This window comes from Roseivivax lentus (assembly GCF_900156805.1).
Classification (GTDB): Bacteria; Pseudomonadota; Alphaproteobacteria; order Rhodobacterales; family Rhodobacteraceae; genus Roseivivax; species Roseivivax lentus.
In genome coordinates this window covers 57,931-76,771 of the sequence record NZ_FTOQ01000015.1, presented here as the reverse complement: position 1 = coordinate 76,771, position 18,841 = coordinate 57,931, and the positions used below count along the sequence as shown (strand labels likewise).

33 protein-coding genes are annotated in these 18,841 nt (G+C 64.2%); 32 read left to right on the top strand and 1 reads right to left on the bottom strand.

Features of this window, described 5'->3' with window-relative positions; genetic code table 11:
* The 11 genes from BW990_RS22580 to rplP all read left to right on the top strand — a co-directional run.
* A partial coding sequence (locus BW990_RS22580) for an EF-Tu C-terminal domain-related protein (RefSeq protein ID WP_143526263.1) occupies positions 1–69 on the top strand: 69 nt, incomplete at its 5' end.
* Positions 70–281: 212 nt separating this feature from the next.
* Complete coding sequence (gene rpsJ / locus BW990_RS17530) at positions 282–590, top strand: 30S ribosomal protein S10 (RefSeq protein WP_076450108.1); 309 nt, start codon at positions 282–284, stop codon at positions 588–590.
* Positions 591–602: 12 nt separating this feature from the next.
* Entirely contained in the window at positions 603–1,460 is an 858-nt protein-coding gene (gene rplC / locus BW990_RS17525; protein WP_076450106.1) for a 50S ribosomal protein L3, read from the top strand.
* On the top strand, positions 1,457–2,074 hold the full coding sequence (rplD, locus tag BW990_RS17520) for a 50S ribosomal protein L4 (RefSeq protein ID WP_076450103.1): 618 nt from the start codon (positions 1,457–1,459) through the stop codon (positions 2,072–2,074). Before rplC ends, rplD begins: the two co-directional genes overlap by 4 nt.
* On the top strand, positions 2,071–2,367 hold the full coding sequence (locus BW990_RS17515) for a 50S ribosomal protein L23 (RefSeq protein WP_076450101.1): 297 nt from the start codon (positions 2,071–2,073) through the stop codon (positions 2,365–2,367). Before rplD ends, BW990_RS17515 begins: the two co-directional genes overlap by 4 nt.
* A 167-nt stretch (positions 2,368–2,534) precedes the next feature.
* Positions 2,535–3,044, top strand: coding sequence for a hypothetical protein (locus tag BW990_RS17510; protein WP_076450100.1), 510 nt, complete (start codon positions 2,535–2,537; stop codon positions 3,042–3,044).
* A 337-nt stretch (positions 3,045–3,381) separates the two neighbouring features.
* A complete protein-coding gene (gene rplB / locus BW990_RS17505) occupies positions 3,382–4,224 on the top strand; it encodes a 50S ribosomal protein L2 (protein WP_076450098.1) in 843 nt (280 codons plus the stop codon).
* 3 nt (positions 4,225–4,227) lie between these two features.
* Entirely contained in the window at positions 4,228–4,506 is a 279-nt protein-coding gene (gene rpsS, locus BW990_RS17500) for a 30S ribosomal protein S19 (RefSeq protein ID WP_076450096.1), read from the top strand.
* A 3-nt stretch (positions 4,507–4,509) separates the two neighbouring features.
* On the top strand, positions 4,510–4,890 hold the full coding sequence (gene rplV, locus BW990_RS17495; protein WP_076450095.1) for a 50S ribosomal protein L22: 381 nt from the start codon (positions 4,510–4,512) through the stop codon (positions 4,888–4,890).
* Positions 4,890–5,591 (top strand): 30S ribosomal protein S3, encoded by a 702-nt coding sequence (gene rpsC, locus BW990_RS17490; RefSeq protein ID WP_076450093.1) that lies wholly within the window; start codon positions 4,890–4,892, stop codon positions 5,589–5,591. The genes rplV and rpsC overlap by 1 nt, the downstream gene beginning before the upstream one ends.
* 13 nt (positions 5,592–5,604) lie before the next feature.
* Entirely contained in the window at positions 5,605–6,018 is a 414-nt protein-coding gene (gene rplP, locus BW990_RS17485; protein ID WP_076450092.1) for a 50S ribosomal protein L16, read from the top strand.
* 378 nt (positions 6,019–6,396) lie between these two features.
* Here the strand turns inward: rplP and BW990_RS17475 are convergent, their stop codons facing one another.
* Positions 6,397–7,116: a lysozyme family protein gene (locus tag BW990_RS17475; protein WP_076450090.1), complete on the bottom strand. Its 720-nt coding sequence runs from the start codon at positions 7,114–7,116 to the stop codon at positions 6,397–6,399.
* Positions 7,117–7,241: 125 nt separating this feature from the next.
* On the opposite strand from BW990_RS17475, the gene BW990_RS17470 reads away from it, so the two are divergent.
* The 21 genes from BW990_RS17470 (at position 7,242) to rplQ (ending at position 18,750) form a co-directional block, all read left to right on the top strand.
* Positions 7,242–7,862 carry a 2OG-Fe(II) oxygenase family protein gene (locus tag BW990_RS17470; protein ID WP_076450088.1) on the top strand — a complete coding sequence of 207 codons (621 nt, stop codon included), beginning with the start codon at positions 7,242–7,244 and terminating at the stop codon, positions 7,860–7,862.
* A gap of 37 nt (positions 7,863–7,899) precedes the next feature.
* Entirely contained in the window at positions 7,900–8,124 is a 225-nt protein-coding gene (locus BW990_RS17465; RefSeq protein ID WP_076450087.1) for a hypothetical protein, read from the top strand.
* 19 nt (positions 8,125–8,143) lie between these two features.
* Positions 8,144–8,503 carry a type II toxin-antitoxin system death-on-curing family toxin gene (locus BW990_RS17460; protein ID WP_076450085.1) on the top strand — a complete coding sequence of 120 codons (360 nt, stop codon included), beginning with the start codon at positions 8,144–8,146 and terminating at the stop codon, positions 8,501–8,503.
* A 156-nt stretch (positions 8,504–8,659) separates the two neighbouring features.
* Positions 8,660–8,869: a 50S ribosomal protein L29 gene (gene rpmC / locus BW990_RS17455; protein ID WP_076450083.1), complete on the top strand. Its 210-nt coding sequence runs from the start codon at positions 8,660–8,662 to the stop codon at positions 8,867–8,869.
* Between the two features lie 13 nt (positions 8,870–8,882).
* A complete protein-coding gene (gene rpsQ, locus BW990_RS17450) occupies positions 8,883–9,113 on the top strand; it encodes a 30S ribosomal protein S17 (RefSeq protein ID WP_076450081.1) in 231 nt (76 codons plus the stop codon).
* Positions 9,114–9,189: 76 nt separating this feature from the next.
* On the top strand, positions 9,190–9,558 hold the full coding sequence (gene rplN, locus BW990_RS17445; protein ID WP_007427594.1) for a 50S ribosomal protein L14: 369 nt from the start codon (positions 9,190–9,192) through the stop codon (positions 9,556–9,558).
* Positions 9,558–9,863 (top strand): 50S ribosomal protein L24, encoded by a 306-nt coding sequence (gene rplX / locus BW990_RS17440; protein WP_076450079.1) that lies wholly within the window; start codon positions 9,558–9,560, stop codon positions 9,861–9,863. The genes rplN and rplX overlap by 1 nt, the downstream gene beginning before the upstream one ends.
* The gene (gene rplE, locus BW990_RS17435; protein WP_076450077.1) at positions 9,863–10,423 is read left to right on the top strand and encodes a 50S ribosomal protein L5; all 561 of its coding nucleotides are present in this window, start codon (positions 9,863–9,865) and stop codon (positions 10,421–10,423) included. Before rplX ends, rplE begins: the two co-directional genes overlap by 1 nt.
* A 13-nt stretch (positions 10,424–10,436) precedes the next feature.
* Positions 10,437–10,742, top strand: coding sequence for a 30S ribosomal protein S14 (gene rpsN / locus BW990_RS17430; protein WP_076450075.1), 306 nt, complete (start codon positions 10,437–10,439; stop codon positions 10,740–10,742).
* A gap of 15 nt (positions 10,743–10,757) precedes the next feature.
* A complete protein-coding gene (gene rpsH, locus BW990_RS17425) occupies positions 10,758–11,150 on the top strand; it encodes a 30S ribosomal protein S8 (RefSeq protein ID WP_076450120.1) in 393 nt (130 codons plus the stop codon).
* A 13-nt stretch (positions 11,151–11,163) separates the two neighbouring features.
* A complete protein-coding gene (rplF, locus tag BW990_RS17420) occupies positions 11,164–11,697 on the top strand; it encodes a 50S ribosomal protein L6 (protein ID WP_076450073.1) in 534 nt (177 codons plus the stop codon).
* A gap of 12 nt (positions 11,698–11,709) precedes the next feature.
* A complete protein-coding gene (rplR, locus tag BW990_RS17415) occupies positions 11,710–12,069 on the top strand; it encodes a 50S ribosomal protein L18 (RefSeq protein WP_076450071.1) in 360 nt (119 codons plus the stop codon).
* A 209-nt stretch (positions 12,070–12,278) separates the two neighbouring features.
* Positions 12,279–12,857 carry a 30S ribosomal protein S5 gene (gene rpsE / locus BW990_RS17410; RefSeq protein WP_076450069.1) on the top strand — a complete coding sequence of 193 codons (579 nt, stop codon included), beginning with the start codon at positions 12,279–12,281 and terminating at the stop codon, positions 12,855–12,857.
* 5 nt (positions 12,858–12,862) lie between these two features.
* Positions 12,863–13,051 (top strand): 50S ribosomal protein L30, encoded by a 189-nt coding sequence (gene rpmD, locus BW990_RS17405; protein ID WP_076450067.1) that lies wholly within the window; start codon positions 12,863–12,865, stop codon positions 13,049–13,051.
* A 360-nt stretch (positions 13,052–13,411) separates the two neighbouring features.
* Entirely contained in the window at positions 13,412–13,879 is a 468-nt protein-coding gene (gene rplO / locus BW990_RS17400) for a 50S ribosomal protein L15 (RefSeq protein ID WP_076450065.1), read from the top strand.
* Positions 13,880–13,986: 107 nt separating this feature from the next.
* Positions 13,987–15,348 (top strand): preprotein translocase subunit SecY, encoded by a 1,362-nt coding sequence (gene secY / locus BW990_RS17395; protein WP_076450063.1) that lies wholly within the window; start codon positions 13,987–13,989, stop codon positions 15,346–15,348.
* The gene (locus BW990_RS17390) at positions 15,345–15,992 is read left to right on the top strand and encodes an adenylate kinase (RefSeq protein WP_076450061.1); all 648 of its coding nucleotides are present in this window, start codon (positions 15,345–15,347) and stop codon (positions 15,990–15,992) included. Before secY ends, BW990_RS17390 begins: the two co-directional genes overlap by 4 nt.
* Before the next feature lie 265 nt (positions 15,993–16,257).
* The gene (rpsM, locus tag BW990_RS17385) at positions 16,258–16,626 is read left to right on the top strand and encodes a 30S ribosomal protein S13 (protein ID WP_076450059.1); all 369 of its coding nucleotides are present in this window, start codon (positions 16,258–16,260) and stop codon (positions 16,624–16,626) included.
* A gap of 15 nt (positions 16,627–16,641) precedes the next feature.
* Positions 16,642–17,034: a 30S ribosomal protein S11 gene (gene rpsK, locus BW990_RS17380; protein ID WP_076450057.1), complete on the top strand. Its 393-nt coding sequence runs from the start codon at positions 16,642–16,644 to the stop codon at positions 17,032–17,034.
* A gap of 118 nt (positions 17,035–17,152) precedes the next feature.
* Positions 17,153–18,169 (top strand): DNA-directed RNA polymerase subunit alpha, encoded by a 1,017-nt coding sequence (locus tag BW990_RS17375; RefSeq protein WP_076450056.1) that lies wholly within the window; start codon positions 17,153–17,155, stop codon positions 18,167–18,169.
* Positions 18,170–18,324: 155 nt separating this feature from the next.
* Positions 18,325–18,750 (top strand): 50S ribosomal protein L17, encoded by a 426-nt coding sequence (rplQ, locus tag BW990_RS17370; RefSeq protein ID WP_076450054.1) that lies wholly within the window; start codon positions 18,325–18,327, stop codon positions 18,748–18,750.
* Positions 18,751–18,841 lie beyond the last annotated feature (91 nt).

The window sequence follows — 18,841 nt, the reverse complement described above, 5'->3', positions numbered from 1 at the left end:
CTCCGCTTCGCCATCCGCGAAGGCGGCCGCACGGTCGGCTCCGGCGTGGTGTCGAAGATCATCAAGTGATCTGACGATCGCGTCTTCCCGGGGGCTCGCCCCCCGGGACCCAGATGGCCGCGCATGCCGCGCGGTCGTGACATAACAGGGCCAACGGCCCGAAGAGGCCCCGGATCACCTCCGGGGCGCTTCGGTCGGGACGCCCGAAGCGGTTCGATGAAGGGGCAGGGTGGTCCTGCCTCCTCCTCTCAACTCAAACGCGCCAAGATAAGGCCAGACCTATGCAAAGCCAGAACATTCGCATTCGGCTCAAGGCGTTCGACTACCGCGTGCTGGACGCCAGCACGCAGGAAATCGTCAACACCGCCAAGCGGACCGGCGCCGATGTGCGCGGGCCCATCCCGCTGCCGAACAAGATCGAGCGCTTCACCGTTCTGCGTGGCCCCCACGTGAACAAGAAGTCCCGTGACCAGTTCGAGATCCGCACCCACAAGCGGCTGCTCGACATCGTCGATCCGACCCCGCAGACCGTGGACGCGCTGATGAAGCTCGACCTCGCCGCGGGCGTGGACGTCGAGATCAAGGTTTAAGGAGGGCAGATCATGATGCGCTCTGGAGTGATCGCAAAGAAGGTCGGCATGACCCGGCTCTTCATGGAAGACGGCAAGCAGATCCCCGTCACCGTTCTGCAGCTGGACAAGCTGCAGGTCGTGGCGCAGCGGACCGTCGAACACCACGGCTACGCGGCCGTGCAGCTCGGCTGCGGCACCGCGAAGGCCAAGAACGTCTCGAAGCCGATGCGGGGCCACTTCGCCGCCGCCAAGGTCGAGCCGAAGCGGAAGATCGCGGAATTCCGCGTGGCGCCCGAGAACCTGATCGATGTCGGCGAGGAGATCACCGCCGACCATTACTTCGAAGGTCAGTTCGTGGACGTCTCCGGCACCTCGATCGGTAAGGGCTTTGCCGGTGCCATGAAGCGGCACAATTTCGGCGGCCTGCGTGCCTCGCACGGCGTGTCGATCTCGCACCGCTCGCACGGTTCGACCGGCCAGTGTCAGGACCCCGGCAAGGTGTTCAAGGGCAAGAAGATGGCGGGCCACATGGGTGCGGCACGTGTGACCACGCAGAACCTGCAGGTCGTGCGCACCGATGCCGACCGCGGCCTCATCATGGTCAAGGGCGCAGTGCCCGGCGCCAAGGGTGGCTGGGTCACCGTCAAGGACGCCGTCAAGAAGCCCACGCCGGAGAACATCATTCTCCCCGCGGCGCTGAAGTCGGCAGCCGACGAAGCCAAGCGTCTCGCTGAAGAAGCCGCCAAGGCCGCAGAAGAAGAGGCGAAGGCCGCTGAAGAGGCGCGTCTGGCCGAAGAGGCAGCCCAACAGGAAGCGGCCCTGAAAGAGGCGGAAGCCGACATCGCGGCCGATGCCGAGGGCACCGAGAAGAAGGACGGTGAGGAATGAAACTCGACGTGATCAAACTCGACGGCGGCGCCGCCGGATCGGTCGAGCTCGGTGACGAGGTCTTCGGCCTCGAACCCCGCGCCGACATCCTGCACCGCGTCGTCCGCTGGCAGCGCAACAAGGCGCAGCAGGGCACCCACTCGACGCTGGGCCGGTCCGAGGTCAGCTACTCGACCAAGAAGATCTATCGCCAGAAGGGCACCGGCGGCGCACGCCACGGCTCCCGCAAGGCGCCGATCTTCCGTTCGGGTGGTGTCTACAAGGGCCCGACGCCCCGCAGCCACGCCCACGACCTGCCCAAGAAGGTGCGCGCACTCGGCCTGAAGATGGCCCTGTCCGCGAAACTCAAGGACGGTTCGCTCGTGATCATCGACACCGCCGAGGCGGACGGCAAGACCAAGACCCTTGCCAAGATGATCGCGGATCGCGGCTGGAAGCGCGCGCTCGTCATCGACGGCGCCGAGGTGAACGAGAACTTCGCCCGTGCGGCGGCCAATATCGATGGCCTCGACGTGCTGCCGTCCATGGGCGCAAACGTCTATGACATCCTCAAGCGTGACACGCTGGTGCTCACCAAGGCGGGTGTCGAAGCACTGGAGGCTCGTCTGAAATGAGCGCGAACGTACAACATTACGACGTGATCCGCAAGCCGATCATCACCGAGAAGTCCACCATGGCGTCCGAGAACAACGCCGTGGTCTTCGAAGTGGCCATCGACAGCTCCAAGCCGCAGATCAAGGACGCGGTCGAGGCGCTGTTCGGCGTGAAGGTCAAGGCGGTCAACACCTCGATCACCAAGGGCAAGACCAAGCGTTTCAGGGGTCGTCCCGGCACGCGCAAGGACGTCAAGAAGGCCTACGTGACGCTCGAAGAGGGCAACACGATCGACGTGACCACCGGTCTCTGATTGGACGGGCGACCTGCCTGCCCTGTAGAGTTCGAAAGACCCCGGCTGCGCCTGCGGCCGGGGTCTTTTCCTGTGCGGCATGTCGCCGAGGCGGCGCGCGGGGCCATGGCGGTCCCGAGGCCGTATCTTTACCCTGGCCGCGAGACCTTGCATTCGATGGAGACCCGATGAGACATCTGGCGCGATCCCTGCTGACCGTCCTCGTGCTGGCGCTGGCGGCCTGTTCGGCCCCGCCGCCCGACCGGCAGGGCGGCCCGGAGGCCTTGGCGCAGGCCATCGCCGCGCTGGGGCCCGATGTGGACCCCACGGAGGCGCAGCGTGCCGCCGAGATCGCCTATGCCTATCCGTTGCAACTGGCCGAGGACTGGCAGGTCGAGGACCCGCCGCTCGTGCACAATTTCAAGGTGCTGGAGGGGCTGCGGGAGAAGGGGCTCTGCAACGACTGGGCGCGCGCCATGCTGGAGCGTCTGGGGCAGGAGCGCTTTGAGACGCTGGCCCTGCACTGGTCGACCTCGCCGCCGCGCGGGTTCCGGGTGATCCATCATTCGGCGGTGATCTCGGCGCGCGGAGAGACGCGGGACGAAGGGATCGTGCTCGATCCCTGGCGCTGGGGCGGCGTGCTCTACTGGTCGGCGCCCGAAGACGATCCGACCTATCGGTGGGGGCCGCCGATCTAGCGGCGGTTTCCCCGGCGGCGGGGATGCGCGGGGACACTCAGGCGCGACGCGATAGCGGTCTCGGCCGCCGCCGGGTGCCGGAGCGAAGATGATCCTGTCGCGCAGCGTGGACACGAAGTCCCCTACAGCGCTTGACCCTCCGCCGATCCTTCCCTAAACGCACACCAACCGCAGCGCCCCGGATTCGTCCGGGGCTTTGCGTTTGCTCGCAAGAGCCATACCACCGGGCACCTACGGGGGCCTATATCCGAAGGACGGCAGCAACCGTCCCTCATCACATCAAGCGCGGTGCTCCCGATCGGGGAAAGCCGGGCTGCATATACGGAAGACAGAAAGCATGGCACTCAAGTCGTACAAGCCGACGACGCCGGGCCAGCGCGGGCTGGTGCTGATCGACCGTTCGGAGCTGTGGAAAGGACGTCCCGTCAAAGCCCTCACCGAGGGTCTGACGAAATCGGGCGGACGCAACAACACCGGACGTATCACGGCACGCCGCCGCGGGGGCGGGGCGAAACGCCTCTACCGGATCGTCGATTTCAAGCGGAACAAGTTCGACGTCGGCGCGACCGTCGCGCGCATCGAATACGATCCCAACCGGACCGCCTTCATCGCCCTCGTCCAGTATGACGACGGCGAGCAGGCCTATATCCTGGCACCCCAGCGCCTCGCCATCGGCGACCGCGTGATCGCCAGCGCGAAAGCCGACATCAAGCCCGGCAACGCGATGCCCTTCTCGGGCATGCCGATCGGTACCATCGTCCACAACATCGAGCTGAAGCCCGGCAAGGGTGGCCAGATCGCACGCGCCGCGGGCACCTATGCCCAGTTCGTCGGCCGTGACGGCGGCTACGCGCAGATCCGGCTCTCCTCGGGCGAGCTGCGTCTCGTGCGTCAGGAATGCCTGGCGACGGTCGGCGCGGTGTCGAACCCCGACAACTCGAACCAGAACCTCGGCAAGGCCGGCCGCGTGCGCCACATGGGCAAGCGTCCGTCGGTCCGCGGCGTGGTGATGAACCCGATCGACCACCCGCATGGTGGTGGTGAAGGCCGCACCTCGGGTGGCCGCCACCCCGTGACCCCGTGGGGCAAGCCCACCAAGGGCGCGCGCACCCGCAACACCAACAAGGCGTCGCAGAAGCTCATCCTGCGCTCGCGCCACGCTCGCAAGAAGAGGCGCTAAGTCATGACACGTTCCGTATGGAAAGGCCCCTTCGTGGATGCCTACGTCCTCAAGAAGGCCGAGGCGTCGCGCGAATCCGGGCGCAACGAAGTCATCAAGATCTGGTCGCGCCGCTCGACGATCCTGCCCCAGTTCGTGGGCCTGACGTTTGGCGTCTACAACGGTCACAAGCACATTCCGGTGAATGTGTCCGAAGACATGATCGGCCAGAAATTCGGGGAATACTCCCCCACCCGCACCTATTACGGGCATGCGGCGGACAAGAAAGCCAAGAGGAAGTAAGCCATGGGCCAGGATAAGAATCCCCGCCGCGTGGCGGACAACGAGGCGATGGCAAAGCTGCGCATGCTGCGCACCAGCCCGCAGAAGCTGAACCTCGTCGCAGCCATGATCCGCGGCAAGAAGGTCGAGAAGGCACTGACCGATCTGACCTTCTCGAACAAGCGCGTCGCCATCGACGTGCGCAAATGTCTGCAATCGGCCATCGCCAATGCCGAGAACAACCACGGCCTCGACGTCGACGAGCTGATCGTCGCGGAAGCCTGGGTCGGCAAGAACCTCGTGATGAAGCGGGGCCGTCCGCGGGCCCGTGGCCGGTTCGGCCGCATCATGAAGCCGTTCTCGGAAATCACCATCAAGGTGCGTCAGATCGAGGAGCAAGCCTAATGGGTAACAAGACCAATCCGATCGGCATGCGCCTCCAGGTCAACCGCACCTGGGACAGCCGCTGGTACGCCGATACCAAGGACTACGGTGATCTCCTGCTGGAAGACCTCGCAATGCGCGATTTCATCCACGAAGAGTGCAAGCAGGCCGGCGTCGCCCGCATCATCATCGAGCGTCCGCACAAGAAGTGCCGTGTCACGATCCATGCCGCCCGTCCGGGTGTCATCATCGGCAAGAAGGGCGCGGATATCGAGGTGCTGCGCAAGAAGCTGGCGGGCATGACCGACAGCGAACTGCACCTCAACATCGTGGAAGTGCGCAAGCCCGAGCTCGACGCGCGTCTCGTGGGTGAGAACATCGCCCAGCAGCTCGAGCGTCGTGTGTCGTTCCGCCGTGCCATGAAGCGCGCGGTGCAGAACGCCATGCGCATGGGCGCGCTCGGCATCCGGGTGAACGTCGCGGGCCGTCTCGGCGGTGCCGAGATCGCACGGACCGAATGGTACCGCGAAGGCCGCGTGCCGCTGCACACCCTGCGCGCCGATATCGACCACGCCATCGTCGAGGCGGAAACGCCCTACGGCATCATCGGGATCAAGGTCTGGATCTTCAAAGGCGAGATCATGGAGCACGATCCCCAGGCGCGTGACCGCAAGGCGCAGGAGCTGCAGGACGGCCCCGCACCCCGCGGCCCGCGGCGCTGAGGAGGTTTGACAGATGCTTCAACCGAAAAGAACGAAGTACCGCAAGCAGCATAAGGGCCGGATCAAGGGCGTCGCCAAGGGCGGCTCCGATCTGAACTTCGGCACTTATGGCCTGAAATCCATCGAGCCCGAGCGCGTCACCGCGCGCCAGATCGAGGCTGCCCGCCGGGCCATGACGCGTCACATGAAGCGTCAGGGCCGGGTCTGGATCCGGATCTTCCCGGATACCCCGGTCACCTCGAAGCCCACCGAAGTGCGGATGGGTAAGGGCAAGGGTTCGGTCGATTACTGGGCCTGCAAGGTCAAGCCGGGCCGCGTGATGTTCGAGATCGACGGCGTCGCCGAGGACATCGCCCGTGAGGCGCTGCGCCTTGCGTCGATGAAGCTGCCGGTCAAGACCCGCGTGGTGGTCCGCGAGGACTGGTAAGCCGCGGCTCTGACGAGCGTGTTGCGAAGACTGAAGCGCCCCTGCCGGATCATCGGCGGGGGCGTTTTGCTTTGCATGGGTGCCGGAGGCGCGTTTGACGCATCGGAGCATCGGAGCATCGGAGCATCGGAGCATCGGAGCATCGGAGCATCGGAGCATCGGAGCATCGGAGCATCGGAGCATCGGAGCATCGGAGCATCGGAGCATCGGAGCATCGGAGCATCGGAGCATCGGCATATCCGAGCATCCTCGCATCCGTGCGCTGGTTCGGGCGTCGATCCGGGAGCGTCCATCCCAAGCTATCAGACGGGCAGGGGGAGCGCGTTGCACGCACCTCAGGCCCGGTCCGCGCCTGAGCGGAGGACGTGGCACACGCGCCTAGCTCGCGAAGATCGCATCCATCCGGTCGCGGAACTCGTCCCAGCTCATCGTGGCCTTGTTGCCGGCATAGCCTTCGTAATAGCTTTTCCCCGAGGCCGTCGGCAGCCCGGCCCAGATCTTGGCGAGGTTGTGCATGAACGCCTCGGTCGTCTGGGCGCCGCGCTGCAGGTCGGAAAAGCCCGCCTCTTCCAGCAGCTGGTCCGCCAGACGGTCCTGCACCGCGGGCGAGAATTGCGTGGCGGGGTCGATCCGCAGAACGCGCACCAAGCGGCGCAGCGTGGGCGGGATGAACTGGTACCGGCCGATCGCGTGGGGCTGGCCCGGCGTGCGGTCGATCCAGGCGTAGATCTCGGCGATAGTCATCTGCGAGGGCGGGTGATCGGGGCGGATACGGGCGCCGTATTGCACCGCGTCATAGCCGCGGGAGCCCGCTTCCGCATCGGCGATCAGGTGGCGCAGGCGCGCGGCCGCTCCGCCGCCCCAGGCAGAAAGCGGGGCCGCGCGCGCCACCTGACGAAAAAGGCTCGTGCCCTGCTGATCGGCGAAGAGGCTGCCCGGCGCGCGCGCCGCGGCCGGATCGCTGCCGCCGGCCCCATCGAAAAGCGGCGCGCGGGCGGCAAAGAGCCCGCTGGAGAGCGGCAGGCCGTTGGCCAGGGCGGGCAAGGCGAGGCAGGCGAGGACGAGGGTGAGCAGAAGATGGCGCAGGGCGGCGAACATGCGGTCCTTTCCGGATCGGTGACGGGAAAGACCTAGCAGCGGCGGGTTGAGATTTTCTTTATGCCCGACCGCGCGCGGCGACGGGAGGACTCGCCACCGCCGCGCGGCTTGTCTAGAAGGCCGCCATGGCCCAGATCAGATCGCTTTTCGCAACCCGTCTCTACCAGGCGCCGCTTGCCGCGCATGGCCCCGCCGTCGATGCCGCCGAGCTCGAGGCGTCGTGCTATTCCATCGCCGAGGATGACGAGGCGGGACAGGAATGGTGCGAGGCCAACGATTATCCGGGCTACACCTCCTATGCCTCGCTGACCGATCTGCCGTGGCGCTTCCCGATCTTCGCCGACATGGTGAAATCGCTCGATGCGCATGTGGCGGCCTTCGCGGAAGATCTGGGCTTCGATCTGGGCGACAAGGGCCTCGTGCTCGAGGATCTCTGGATCAACATCCTGCCCGAGGGCGGGTTTCATTCGAGCCATATTCACCCGCATTCGGTGATCTCGGGGACGACCTATGTGGCGATGCCCGAGGGGACCTCGGCTCTGAAGCTAGAGGATCCGCGCCTGCCGATGATGATGGCCGCCCCGGTGCGCAAGCGCGACGTGCGCGAGGAACTGAAGAGCTTCGTCTATGTGGCCCCCGCGGTGGGCGACGTGCTGCTGTGGGAGAGCTGGCTGCGGCACGAGGTGCCGATGAATGCCAGCGAGGACGAGCGGATCTCGGTGAGTTTTAATTACAAGTGGGAGTGACCAAGGATTTCTTGAAAAACACCTCAGAAAGCTTGATATGTTTTGGGTAGCCGGCGTGGAGGAAATTGTGGCGCGCTCAGACAAGGAAATCGTCGAAATTCCGGTGAAGGGCGGCAGCATTCGACGTGACGCCAAGACTGGTAAATTCGTGTCGGTGGTGTCCAAGGGTCGTGTGACACGGACTTCAAAAGTCTCCCATCAAACCTTGGAGGACGTCGTCGAACGTCGTCGCTCCGCTTTGGAGCGATTGGCCGATCGCTAAGCGCCACTACCGGATCACGTTGGCCGACGCGATCGATGCGCACGACGCCGCCATCAAGATCAAGGGCCGCGCCGGGATCTCGAACCTGTCATTGGTCCAATCCGCGATCTCTCGCCCTTACCATGGATATCATAAATCCCTGGCAGCCAAGGCGGCCGCGCTGATGGAGAGCATCGTCGGCAACCACGGTTTCGTGGACGGCAACAAGCGCACGGCTTGGTTGCTGGTCGAGCTCTTGATCGAAAGAAGCGGGTATGTCCTCGGCATTCCGGACGACGAACCAATCGACGATCTGGTGGTTGCTGTCGCAACCAAGGACATCGGTTTCGAAGGCTTGGAAGTCTGGTTTCGGGAACGATTGCTACGCCGGGACGAATGACTTCAGCGCAGTGGCGCAATTCCCTTGGCTCAGGGGACTTGCCAACGCGCCGCTTCCCTTGTATGCGGCCCTCTCATCCACGGACTCCACCGGAATCAGGGTGACCCTGTACATGCAGGCAGGGGCTCTCCGGTGATGTTGACAGAAAGGGGCGACATGAACGCCAGCGACCTCCGTGACAAGACCCCGGACGAACTCCGGGACCAGCTTGTCCAGCTCAAGAAAGAGGCCTTCAACCTGCGCTTCCAGCAGGCCACCGGTCAGATGGAGAACACCGCGCGCATGAAGACCGTGCGCCGCGACGTCGCACGGGTCAAGACCGTGCTCAACGAGAAGGCCGCGGCAGCCGCGGCCTCCGCAGAATAAGAGGGACGGACCCATGCCCAAGCGTATTCTCTCAGGCACCGTGACCTCGACGGCGAACGCCCAGACCGTGACGGTCTCGGTCGAGCGCCGCTTCAAGCACCCCGTGCTGCAGAAGACGATCCGGAAGTCGAAGAAGTACCGTGCTCACGACGAGGCGGAAAAATTCGCGGTCGGCGACGCCGTGCGCATCATCGAATGCGCACCCAAGTCGAAAACCAAACGCTGGGAGGTGATCGCCGAGTAAGGCGCTCACATACCCGGTTTTAGCGAAACCCTGGGGGAGCTAACGAGAACAGCCCCCAAAGGTCGGGAGAAACCACATGATCCAGATGCAGACCAATCTGGATGTCGCTGACAACTCCGGCGCACGCCGAGTTCAGTGCATCAAGGTCCTGGGTGGTTCCAAGCGTAAATACGCCTCCGTCGGCGACATCATTGTCGTCTCGGTGAAGGAAGCCATCCCGCGCGGCCGCGTGAAGAAGGGCGATGTCCGCAAGGCCGTCGTCGTGCGCACCGCCAAGGAAGTTCGTCGCGAAGATGGCACCGCCATCCGCTTCGACCGCAACGCCGCCGTCATCCTGAACAATGCGGGCGAGCCGGTCGGCACCCGTATCTTCGGGCCGGTCGTGCGCGAGCTGCGGGCGAAGAACTTCATGAAGATCATCTCGCTTGCTCCGGAGGTGCTGTAATGGCTGCGAAACTCCGCAAAGGTGACAAGGTCGTCGTCCTTGCCGGCAAGGACAAGGGCAAAGAGGGCGAGATCACCTCGGTCGACCCGAAGGCCGGCAAGGCCGTGGTCGATGGTCTGAACATGGCGATCCGCCATGTCCGCCAGAGCCAGACGAGCCAGGGCGGCCGCCAGCCCAAGGCGATGCCCATCGATCTGTCGAACCTCGCCATCGTCGACAAGAACGGCAAGGCGACCCGCGTCGGCTTCCGCGAGGAAGACGGCAAGAAGGTCCGCTTCGCCAAGACCACGGGGGACGTGATCTGATGCTCGATACCGCAAATTACACCCCGCGCATGCGCGCGCTCTTCGACACCGAGATCAAGGCGAAGATGAAGGAAGAGTTCGGTTACACGAACGACCTCATGATCCCGCGTCTCGACAAGATCGTGTTGAACATCGGCTGCGGCGCAGAAGCCGTTCGCGACAGCAAGAAGGCGAAATCGGCTCAGGAAGACCTGACCAAGATCGCCGGTCAGCTGGCCGTGATCACCAAGGCCAAGAAGTCCATCGCGGGCTTCCGCGTCCGCGAGGACATGCCGCTCGGTGCCAAGGTCACGCTGCGCCATGCGAAGATGTATGAATTCCTCGACCGTCTGGTGACGATCGCGATGCCCCGTATCCGCGACTTCCGCGGCCTGAAGCCCAGCTTCGACGGCCGGGGCAACTTCGCCATGGGCATCAAGGAACATATCGTCTTCCCCGAGATCGATTTCGACAAGGTCGACGAGGTCTGGGGCATGGACATCAACATCACCACGACCGCGAAGACCGACGCGGAAGCCAAGGCGCTGTTGAAGCATTTCAACATGCCGTTCAACGCTTAAGGAGATTTGACCAATGGCTAAGAAATCCATGGTTGAACGCGAAAAGAAGCGCCAGCGCCTCGTGGCCAAGTACGCCGAGAAGCGCGCCGCGCTGAAAGTTATCGCGAACGACGAATCGAAGCCCATGGAAGAGCGTTTCAAGGCGCGGCTGAAGCTTGCAGAGCTTCCGCGCAACAGCTCGCCCACCCGGCTTCACAACCGCTGCCAGCTGACGGGGCGCCCGCACGCCTATTACCGCAAGCTGAAGATCAGCCGGATCATGCTCCGCGAGCTCGGCTCGCAGGGCCTGCTTCCCGGCATGGTCAAGTCGAGCTGGTAAGGAGGGCATGACATGATGAACGACCCTATCGGCGATATGCTGACCCGCATCCGCAACGCGCAGATGCGTGGCAAGTCCACCGTCTCGACGCCCGCCTCCAAGCTGCGTGCCTGGGTCCTCGATGTCCTGTCGGACGAGGGCTACATCCGCGGCTACGAAACCGGCACCGATGCGAACGGCCATGCCACGCTCGAGATCAGCCTGAAGTATTACGAGGGCACGCCCGTCATTCGTGAGCTCAAGCGCGTCTCGAAGCCCGGCCGCCGCGTCTACATGGGCGTCTCGGACATTCCGCAGGTCCGCCAGGGCCTCGGCGTTTCCATCGTCTCCACGCCCAAGGGTGTGATGTCGGATGCAAATGCACGCGCAGCCAATGTCGGCGGCGAAGTGCTTTGCACCGTATTCTAAGGAGGACCTGAGCATGTCTCGTATTGGTAAGGCACCGGTCGAACTGCCCTCGGGGGTCTCCGCATCCCTGTCGGGTCAGACGATCGAAGTGAAGGGCCCCAAGGGCACGCAACGCTTCACCGCGACCGACGACGTCACGATCACCATCGCGGACGATTCCGTGACCGTGACGCCGCGCGGCAAGTCCAAGCGTGCGCGCCAGCAATGGGGGATGACCCGTACGATCGTGGCGAATCTCGTCCACGGCGTGCAGAACACCTTCAAGAAAGAGCTGGAAATCCAGGGCGTGGGTTACCGCGCGCAGGTTCAGGGCAACGTCCTGAAGCTGAACCTGGGTCTGAGCCACGACGTCAACTTCCCCATTCCGGACGGTGTGACCGTCACCGCTGCCAAGCCCACGGAAATCACGGTCGAAGGCCATGATCTCCAGCAGGTCGGCCAGGTGGCAGCCAACATTCGCGACTGGCGGCGGCCGGAGCCCTACAAGGGCAAGGGCATCCGCTACAAGGGCGAATACATCTTCCAGAAGGAAGGCAAGAAGAAGTAAGGAACGCAGGAAATGGCAAACAGCAAAAGAGATCTGTTCCAGAAGCGCCGCCTGCGCGTCCGGAGCAAACTTCGCAAGTCGAATGCCGGGCGTGCGCGCCTCTCGGTGCATCGCTCGAACAAGAACATCAGCGTGCAGCTGATCGACGATGTGCAGGGCGTGACCCTGGCCTCGGCCTCGACCCTCGAGAAGGATCTGGGCGTCGTCGGCAAGAACAACGTGGAGGCGGCCGCAAAGGTCGGTGCCGCGATTGCCGAGCGCGCCAAGAAGGCGGGCGTCGAGCAGGCCTATTTCGACCGCGGTGGGTTCCTCTACCACGGTCGCGTCAAGGCGCTGGCGGATGCCGCGCGCGAGGCGGGTCTGAAGATCTGATCGGGGCGGTGGGTTTTCACCCACCCTACGATCGTCGCGCCCGCATGTAGGGTGCCCGCATGTAGGGTGGGTGAAAACCCACCTTCCGCCGGGACAGAGTGACAGGCGAGGGGCGTTCGCGCCCCTCCGATGATCCGGGCACCGATCATGCGATCGGGCACCAGGATTGGATGAACAGGCGCCCATGCGCCGCAAGGAAGGAATGCCAGATGGCAGAACGTGACAACCGCCGGGGCAACCGTCGCGACCGCGACGAAGCACCGGAATTCGCAGATCGCCTGGTCGCGATCAACCGCGTCTCGAAGACCGTGAAGGGCGGCAAGCGCTTCGGCTTTGCGGCGCTTGTGGTCGTGGGCGATCAGAAAGGCCGCGTGGGCTTCGGCAAGGGCAAGGCCAAGGAGGTCCCCGAGGCCATCCGCAAGGCGACCGAGCAGGCCAAGCGCAACATGATGCGCGTGCCGCTGCGCGAAGGCCGCACGCTGCATCACGATGTCGAGGGCCGTCACGGCGCCGGCAAGGTGATCATGCGCACCGCGCCGACCGGCACCGGGATCATCGCGGGCGGCCCGATGCGCGCCGTCTTCGAAATGCTGGGCGTTCAGGACGTCGTCGCCAAGTCGAACGGCTCGCAGAACCCCTACAACATGATCCGCGCCACGCTCGACGGTCTGACCCGGCTGTCCAGCCCGCGTCAGGTCGCGCAGCGCCGCGGCAAGAAAGTGGCCGACATCCTGCCCAAGCGCGACGACGCGCCGGCGGAATCGAGCCAAGTGGCTGAGGAGGCCTGATCCCCATGGCAAAGACCATCGTCGTGAAGCAGATCGGCAGCCCGATCCGTCGCCCCGAGAAGCAGCGCCAGACGCTGATCGGTCTCGGGCTCAACAAGATGCACAAGACCCGCGTGCTCGAGGATACCCCCTCGGTGCGCGGCATGATCCGCAAGATCCCGCATCTGGTGGAGATCGTCGAAGAGCGCGGCTGAGCCCGCCTCTCGCGCAACTTACGGACGCCCGCCCTCACCGGCGGGCGTTTTTCGTGGGCGCGGGCGATCTCTTGCGAAGAGATCGCGGAAAAGTCCTTCGAGGACTTTTCGGGCGCGGCGGCCCGGTCGCGACGCGCAGGGGCCTAGCAGGCCGGCGTTTTCCGTGACGCGCGGCGCGATTTCCGCGTGCGGAAATCGGCGAAAACGCGTCATGCGCGTTTTCCAGCGCGACCGCTTGATCCCGCCTCGATCCGCGTCTATACGCCCCCGGTGATCCGGATGGATCGCCTGACCAACAATCATATGCCGCGTTCGGTCCAATTCGCTTCGGGGACCGTATCCGGCTTTAGGAGAAGCGATATGAAACTGCACGAACTGCGCGACAACGACGGCGCCACGAAACGCAAGAAGCGCGTGGGCCGCGGCCCGGGCTCCGGTCTCGGCAAGATGGGTGGCCGGGGTATCAAGGGCCAGAAGTCCCGCTCGGGTGTGGCCATCAACGGCTACGAGGGTGGCCAGATGCCGCTCTACCAGCGTCTGCCCAAGCGCGGCTTCAACAAGCCGAACCGCAAGTCCTTCGCCGTCGTGAACCTCGGCCTGATCGAGAAGTTCATCGCCGCGGGCAAGCTCGACGCCTCCGCCACGATCGACGAAGACGCGCTGGTGGCCTCGGGCCTCGTGCGCCGCAAGCTCGACGGCATCCGCGTGCTCGCCAAGGGCGACATCACCTCTAAGTTGACGCTGGACGTGACCGGTGCGTCGAAGTCCGCTGTCGCCGCGGTCGAGAAGGCCGGTGGCGCGCTCAAGACGGCTCAGGCGGCCGAATAAGGTTGTAGGCGGCCCGCGCGCCAACTACATCACTCAAGAGTTTTCCGACGCCGCCTCAAGCCGGACATGGCTCGGGGCGGCGTTCGTCTGAAAAGAGAGACCGCTTCATGGCATCTGCTGTCGAACAAATGGCCGCGAATACGAGCTGGTCCGCGCTCGCCTCGGCCACCGATCTTCGCAAACGCATCTTCTACACGCTGATGCTCCTCTGCATCTTTCGTCTGGGCACGTTCATCCCGGTTCCGGGGATCGACGGGCTGGCGTTGCGTGAATTCATGGAAGGCGCCCAGGCCGGGATCGGCGGCATCCTGACCATGTTCACCGGCGGTGCGCTGGGGCGGATGGGCATCTTCGCCCTCGGCATCATGCCCTATATCTCGGCCTCGATCATCATCCAGCTTCTGGCCTCCATGGTCCCGGCGCTGGAGCAGATCAAGAAAGAGGGCGAGCAGGGCCGCAAGAAGATCAACCAGTATACCCGCTACGGCACCGTGGTGCTGGCGACCTTCCAGGCCTACGGCCTCGCCGTATCGCTCGAAGCGGGTGATCTGGTGACCAATCCGGGCCTCTATTTCCAGGCCTCCACCGTCATCACGCTGGTGGGCGGCACGATGTTCCTGATGTGGCTCGGTGAGCAGATCACCGCGCGCGGCATCGGCAACGGCATCTCGCTCATCATCTTCGTGGGCATCATTGCCGAGGTTCCGGCGGCGCTGGCGCAGTTCTTCGCCTCCGGCCGTTCGGGTGCCATCAGCCCGGCCGTCATCATCGGCGTGATCGTCATGGTGATCGCGGTCATCACCTTCGTGGTGTTCATGGAGCGCGCGCTGCGCAAGATCACCATCCAGTATCCGCGCCGCCAGGTCGGCATGAAGATGACCGAGGCGCAGAACAGCCACCTGCCCGTGAAGGTGAACCCGGCGGGCGTGATCCCGGCGATCTTCGCCTCCTCGCTGCTGCTGCTGCCGGTCACCATCTCGACCTTTTCGGGCCAGGATACCGGGCCGATCATGTCGACCGTGCTGGCCTATTTCGGGCCCGGGCAGCCGCTCTACCTGCTGTTCTTCGCGGCGATGATCATCTTCTTCGCGTATTTCTACACCTTCAACGTCTCGTTCAAACCCGATGACGTGGCCGACAACCTGAAGAACCAGAACGGCTTCGTGCCGGGCATCCGTCCGGGCAAGCGGACCGCGGAATACCTCGAATACGTGGTCAACCGCGTGCTGGTCCTGGGCTCGGCCTACCTGACCTTCGTCTGCCTTCTGCCCGAGATCGTCCGCAGCCAGTTCGCCATCCCGTTCTATTTCGGCGGCACCTCGGTGCTGATCGTGGTCAGCGTCACGATGGACACGATCCAGCAGGTGCAGAGCCATCTGCTCGCCCATCAATACGAAGGTCTCATCCAGAAATCGCAGCTGCGTGGTAAGGGTAAGGGCCGCAAGAACAGGGGACCCCAGCGCCGATGAACATCATTCTCCTAGGACCCCCGGGCGCCGGCAAAGGCACGCAGGCGCGCCACCTCGTCGAGACCCGCGGCATGACCCAGCTTTCGACCGGCGACATGCTGCGCGAAGCGAAGGATTCGGGCACCGAGATGGGCAAGGTCGTGGCCGAGGTGATGGCCAAGGGCGAGCTGGTCACCGACGAGATCGTGATCGGCCTCATCCGCGAGAAGCTCGAGGGCGAGAAGACCGCGGGCTTCATCTTCGACGGCTTCCCGCGCACGCTGGCGCAGGCCGACGCCCTGGCGGATCTGCTGACCGAGCAGGGCGAGACCCTCGACGCGGTGATCGAGATGCGCGTCGATGACAGCGCGCTCGTGCAGCGGATCACCGACCGCTCGACCTGCGGCAATTGCGGCGAAGTCTACAACGACATCACCAAGCCCATCCCCGAGGACGGTGTCTGCACCAGCTGCGGCGAAAAGGCGGAATTCAAGCGCCGGGCGGATGACAATGAGGACAGCCTCAAGCAGCGGCTCATGGAATATTACAAGAAGACCTCGCCGCTGATCGGCTATTACTACGCCAAGGGACAATTGTCCGTGGTCGACGGTCTGGGCGAGATCGCCGAGGTCCAGGCGGAAATGGCGCGCGTTCTGGACAGCTGATCCGGCACGTGCTCCGACCAATGAAAAAGGGCCTCTCCGGCCCTTTTTCGCCACAGCGCCACTGCCCGGCCCGAGGGTCTTGACCCACCGGTCAAATGGCACTACCCACCGGCATCTCCTACCGAGAGATTCGCTATTGCGCGTCCGTTTTTCGGCCGCATGACCACCTGATCGACCTTAGGCCCGCCTGCCGCGGCATTCCCGGGCCCGAAGTTGTGAAAAAAGGTTCTGGAACGACGGAACCGCAACGAAAAGGAACAGAGACTTGGCACGTATTGCCGGCGTCAACATCCCGACCAACAAGCGGGTGCCCATCGCACTCACCTACATCCACGGTATCGGCAACACCTCCGCGAAGGAGATTTGCGCCGCCGTCAACATCGACGAGAGCCGTCGCATCAACGAGCTGAGCGACAGCGAAGTGGTCGCCATGCGCGAGCATATCGACGCGAACTACACCGTCGAGGGCGACCTGCGCCGTGAAGTGCAGATCAACGTGAAGCGTCTGATGGATCTGGGCTGCTACCGCGGTCTGCGTCATCGCCGCAACCTCCCCGTGCGCGGTCAGCGTACCCACACCAATGCGCGCACGCGCAAAGGTCCGGCGAAAGCCATCGCCGGCAAGAAGAAATAAGGGAGGGCACGAGCTATGGCACGAGATACCCGTCGCGGGGCCAAGAAGAAGGTCTCCAAGAACATCGCAGCTGGCGTCGCCCATGTGAATTCCAGCTTCAACAACACCAAGGTTCTCATCTCGGACGTGCAGGGCAATGCGATCGCATGGTCCTCCGCCGGCACGATGGGCTTCAAGGGGTCGCGGAAATCCACGCCCTACGCCGCCCAGCTGGCCGCCGAGGATGCGGGCCGCAAGGCCCAGGAGCACGGCGTCAAGACCCTCGAGGTCGAGGTGCAGGGCCCCGGTTCCGGCCGCGAAAGCGCGCTGCGTGCGCTGGCGGCTGCGGGCTTCAACATCACGTCCATCCGCGACGTGACGCCCATCGCGCATAACGGATGCCGCCCGCCCAAGCGCCGCCGCGTCTGAGAACTGATTTCTACGTCCGGGGTCGTGCCACGCGCGCGGCCCCGGTTCGCCGTTTTACTTCACCTCGGGCGTCCTGGACCTTTCGGACATGGGGCCAGGACAGGAATGGAGGTCATACATGATCCATAAGAATTGGGCCGAGCTCATCAAGCCGACGCAGCTTGAGGTCAAGCCGGGCAACGATCCCGCCAAGACCGCGACGCTGATCGCCGAACCGCTGGAGCGGGGCTTCGGTCTCACGCTCGGCAACGCGCTGCGCCGCGTGCTCCTGTCGTCGCTTCAGGGCGCGGCCATCACCAGCGTCCAGATCGACAACGTGCTGCACGAGTTCTCCTCGGTGGCGGGCGTGCGCGAGGACGTGACCGATATCGTGCTGAACCTCAAGGCCGTCTCGCTGAAGATGGAAGTCGAGGGGCCGAAGCGCGTCTCGATCTCCAAGAAGGGCCCGGGCGTCGTCACCGCAGGCGACATCTCCGAAACCAACGGCATCGAGGTCCTGAACCGCGAGCACGTGATCTGCCACCTCGACGACGGCGCGGATCTCTACATGGAGCTGACGGTCAACACCGGCAAAGGCTACGTGTCCGCCGACAAGAACAAGCCCGAGGACGCGCCCATCGGTCTCATTCCGATCGACGCCATCTACTCGCCGGTCAAGCGCGCCTCCTACGACGTGCAGCCGACCCGCGAAGGTCAGGTTCTGGACTATGACAAGCTGACGATGAAGATCGACACCGATGGCTCTGTCACCCCCGAAGATGCCATCGCCTACGCGGCGCGCATCCTGCAGGACCAGCTCTCGGTCTTCGTCAACTTCGACGAGCCGGAAAGCGCCCAGCGTCAGGACGACGATGACGGTCTCGAGTTCAACCCGCTTCTGCTGAAGAAGGTGGACGAGCTGGAACTGTCGGTGCGTTCGGCGAACTGCCTGAAGAACGACAACATCGTCTATATCGGCGATCTCATCCAGAAGACCGAGGCAGAGATGCTGCGCACGCCGAACTTCGGCCGCAAGTCGCTGAACGAGATCAAGGAAGTGCTCTCGGGCATGGGTCTGCATCTCGGCATGGATGTCGAGGACTGGCCGCCGGAGAACATCGAGGATCTCTCGAAGAAGATGGAAGATCAGTTCTGATCCACACGACATCCCCCCATCCCGCGACGCGCTTGCAGGGTGGGGGACACCCCCGACAGGGGAACTACCGGGCATAGGCCCCAAGGTGAGGACCTGACACGCATCGGGTCCCGGACAAAGCAAAACCGCCCGTAGAGGGCAAAAGGAGAAAGACCATGCGTCACGCAAAAGGCTATCGCCGCCTGAACCGCACCCATGAGCACCGCAAGGCGCTCTTTGCGAACATGGCCGGCTCGCTCATCGAACATGAGCAGATCAAGACGACCCTGCCCAAGGCCAAGGAACTGCGCCCGGTGATCGAGAAGCTCGTCACCCTGGGCAAGCGCGGTGACCTGCACGCGCGCCGCCAGGCCGCATCGCAGCTCAAGCAGGACATGCATGTCGCCAAGCTGTTCGACATCCTCGGCCCCCGCTACGCCGAGCGTCAGGGCGGCTATGTCCGCATCCTGAAGGCCGGCTTCCGCTATGGCGACATGGCGCCGATGGCGATCATCGAGTTTGTGGATCGCGATCCCGAGGCGAAAGGCGCCGCGGACAAGGCCCGCGCCGCCGCCGAGGAAATGGCTGCCGACGCGGAGTAATCCGCCCGCCACTTTACGTTTTGAAACCCCGCCGGTCCGCCCGGCGGGGTTTTTCGTTTGTGCGCTTTCAGGTTTGGCGACAGCGGGCCCG

Excerpts from the sequence above, each read along its gene's own strand:
- BW990_RS17470 (WP_076450088.1), top strand. The coding sequence starts at position 7,242 with ATGGCCCAGATCAGATCGCTTTTCGCAACCCGTCTCTACCAGGCGCCG.
- BW990_RS17515 (WP_076450101.1), top strand. The coding sequence starts at position 2,071 with ATGAGCGCGAACGTACAACATTACGACGTGATCCGCAAGCCGATCATC.
- rpsE (WP_076450069.1), top strand. The coding sequence starts at position 12,279 with ATGGCAGAACGTGACAACCGCCGGGGCAACCGTCGCGACCGCGACGAA.
- rpsS (WP_076450096.1), top strand. The coding sequence starts at position 4,228 with ATGACACGTTCCGTATGGAAAGGCCCCTTCGTGGATGCCTACGTCCTC.
- rpsQ (WP_076450081.1), top strand. The coding sequence starts at position 8,883 with ATGCCCAAGCGTATTCTCTCAGGCACCGTGACCTCGACGGCGAACGCC.
- rpmC (WP_076450083.1), top strand. The coding sequence starts at position 8,660 with ATGAACGCCAGCGACCTCCGTGACAAGACCCCGGACGAACTCCGGGAC.
- BW990_RS17390 (WP_076450061.1), top strand. The coding sequence starts at position 15,345 with ATGAACATCATTCTCCTAGGACCCCCGGGCGCCGGCAAAGGCACGCAG.
- secY (WP_076450063.1), top strand. The coding sequence starts at position 13,987 with ATGGCATCTGCTGTCGAACAAATGGCCGCGAATACGAGCTGGTCCGCG.
- rpsK (WP_076450057.1), top strand. The coding sequence starts at position 16,642 with ATGGCACGAGATACCCGTCGCGGGGCCAAGAAGAAGGTCTCCAAGAAC.
- rplB (WP_076450098.1), top strand. The coding sequence starts at position 3,382 with ATGGCACTCAAGTCGTACAAGCCGACGACGCCGGGCCAGCGCGGGCTG.
- rplV (WP_076450095.1), top strand. The coding sequence starts at position 4,510 with ATGGGCCAGGATAAGAATCCCCGCCGCGTGGCGGACAACGAGGCGATG.
- rplD (WP_076450103.1), top strand. The coding sequence starts at position 1,457 with ATGAAACTCGACGTGATCAAACTCGACGGCGGCGCCGCCGGATCGGTC.
- rplR (WP_076450071.1), top strand. The coding sequence starts at position 11,710 with ATGGCAAACAGCAAAAGAGATCTGTTCCAGAAGCGCCGCCTGCGCGTC.
- rplE (WP_076450077.1), top strand. The coding sequence starts at position 9,863 with ATGCTCGATACCGCAAATTACACCCCGCGCATGCGCGCGCTCTTCGAC.
- rplF (WP_076450073.1), top strand. The coding sequence starts at position 11,164 with ATGTCTCGTATTGGTAAGGCACCGGTCGAACTGCCCTCGGGGGTCTCC.
- rpsH (WP_076450120.1), top strand. The coding sequence starts at position 10,758 with ATGAACGACCCTATCGGCGATATGCTGACCCGCATCCGCAACGCGCAG.
- BW990_RS17475 (WP_076450090.1), bottom strand. The coding sequence starts at position 7,116 with ATGTTCGCCGCCCTGCGCCATCTTCTGCTCACCCTCGTCCTCGCCTGC.
- rplP (WP_076450092.1), top strand. The coding sequence starts at position 5,605 with ATGCTTCAACCGAAAAGAACGAAGTACCGCAAGCAGCATAAGGGCCGG.
- rplX (WP_076450079.1), top strand. The coding sequence starts at position 9,558 with ATGGCTGCGAAACTCCGCAAAGGTGACAAGGTCGTCGTCCTTGCCGGC.
- rpmD (WP_076450067.1), top strand. The coding sequence starts at position 12,863 with ATGGCAAAGACCATCGTCGTGAAGCAGATCGGCAGCCCGATCCGTCGC.
- rpsJ (WP_076450108.1), top strand. The coding sequence starts at position 282 with ATGCAAAGCCAGAACATTCGCATTCGGCTCAAGGCGTTCGACTACCGC.
- rplQ (WP_076450054.1), top strand. The coding sequence starts at position 18,325 with ATGCGTCACGCAAAAGGCTATCGCCGCCTGAACCGCACCCATGAGCAC.
- BW990_RS17375 (WP_076450056.1), top strand. The coding sequence starts at position 17,153 with ATGATCCATAAGAATTGGGCCGAGCTCATCAAGCCGACGCAGCTTGAG.
- rplO (WP_076450065.1), top strand. The coding sequence starts at position 13,412 with ATGAAACTGCACGAACTGCGCGACAACGACGGCGCCACGAAACGCAAG.
- BW990_RS17510 (WP_076450100.1), top strand. The coding sequence starts at position 2,535 with ATGAGACATCTGGCGCGATCCCTGCTGACCGTCCTCGTGCTGGCGCTG.
- rplC (WP_076450106.1), top strand. The coding sequence starts at position 603 with ATGATGCGCTCTGGAGTGATCGCAAAGAAGGTCGGCATGACCCGGCTC.
- BW990_RS17465 (WP_076450087.1), top strand. The coding sequence starts at position 7,900 with ATGTTTTGGGTAGCCGGCGTGGAGGAAATTGTGGCGCGCTCAGACAAG.
- rpsC (WP_076450093.1), top strand. The coding sequence starts at position 4,890 with ATGGGTAACAAGACCAATCCGATCGGCATGCGCCTCCAGGTCAACCGC.
- rpsN (WP_076450075.1), top strand. The coding sequence starts at position 10,437 with ATGGCTAAGAAATCCATGGTTGAACGCGAAAAGAAGCGCCAGCGCCTC.
- rplN (WP_007427594.1), top strand. The coding sequence starts at position 9,190 with ATGATCCAGATGCAGACCAATCTGGATGTCGCTGACAACTCCGGCGCA.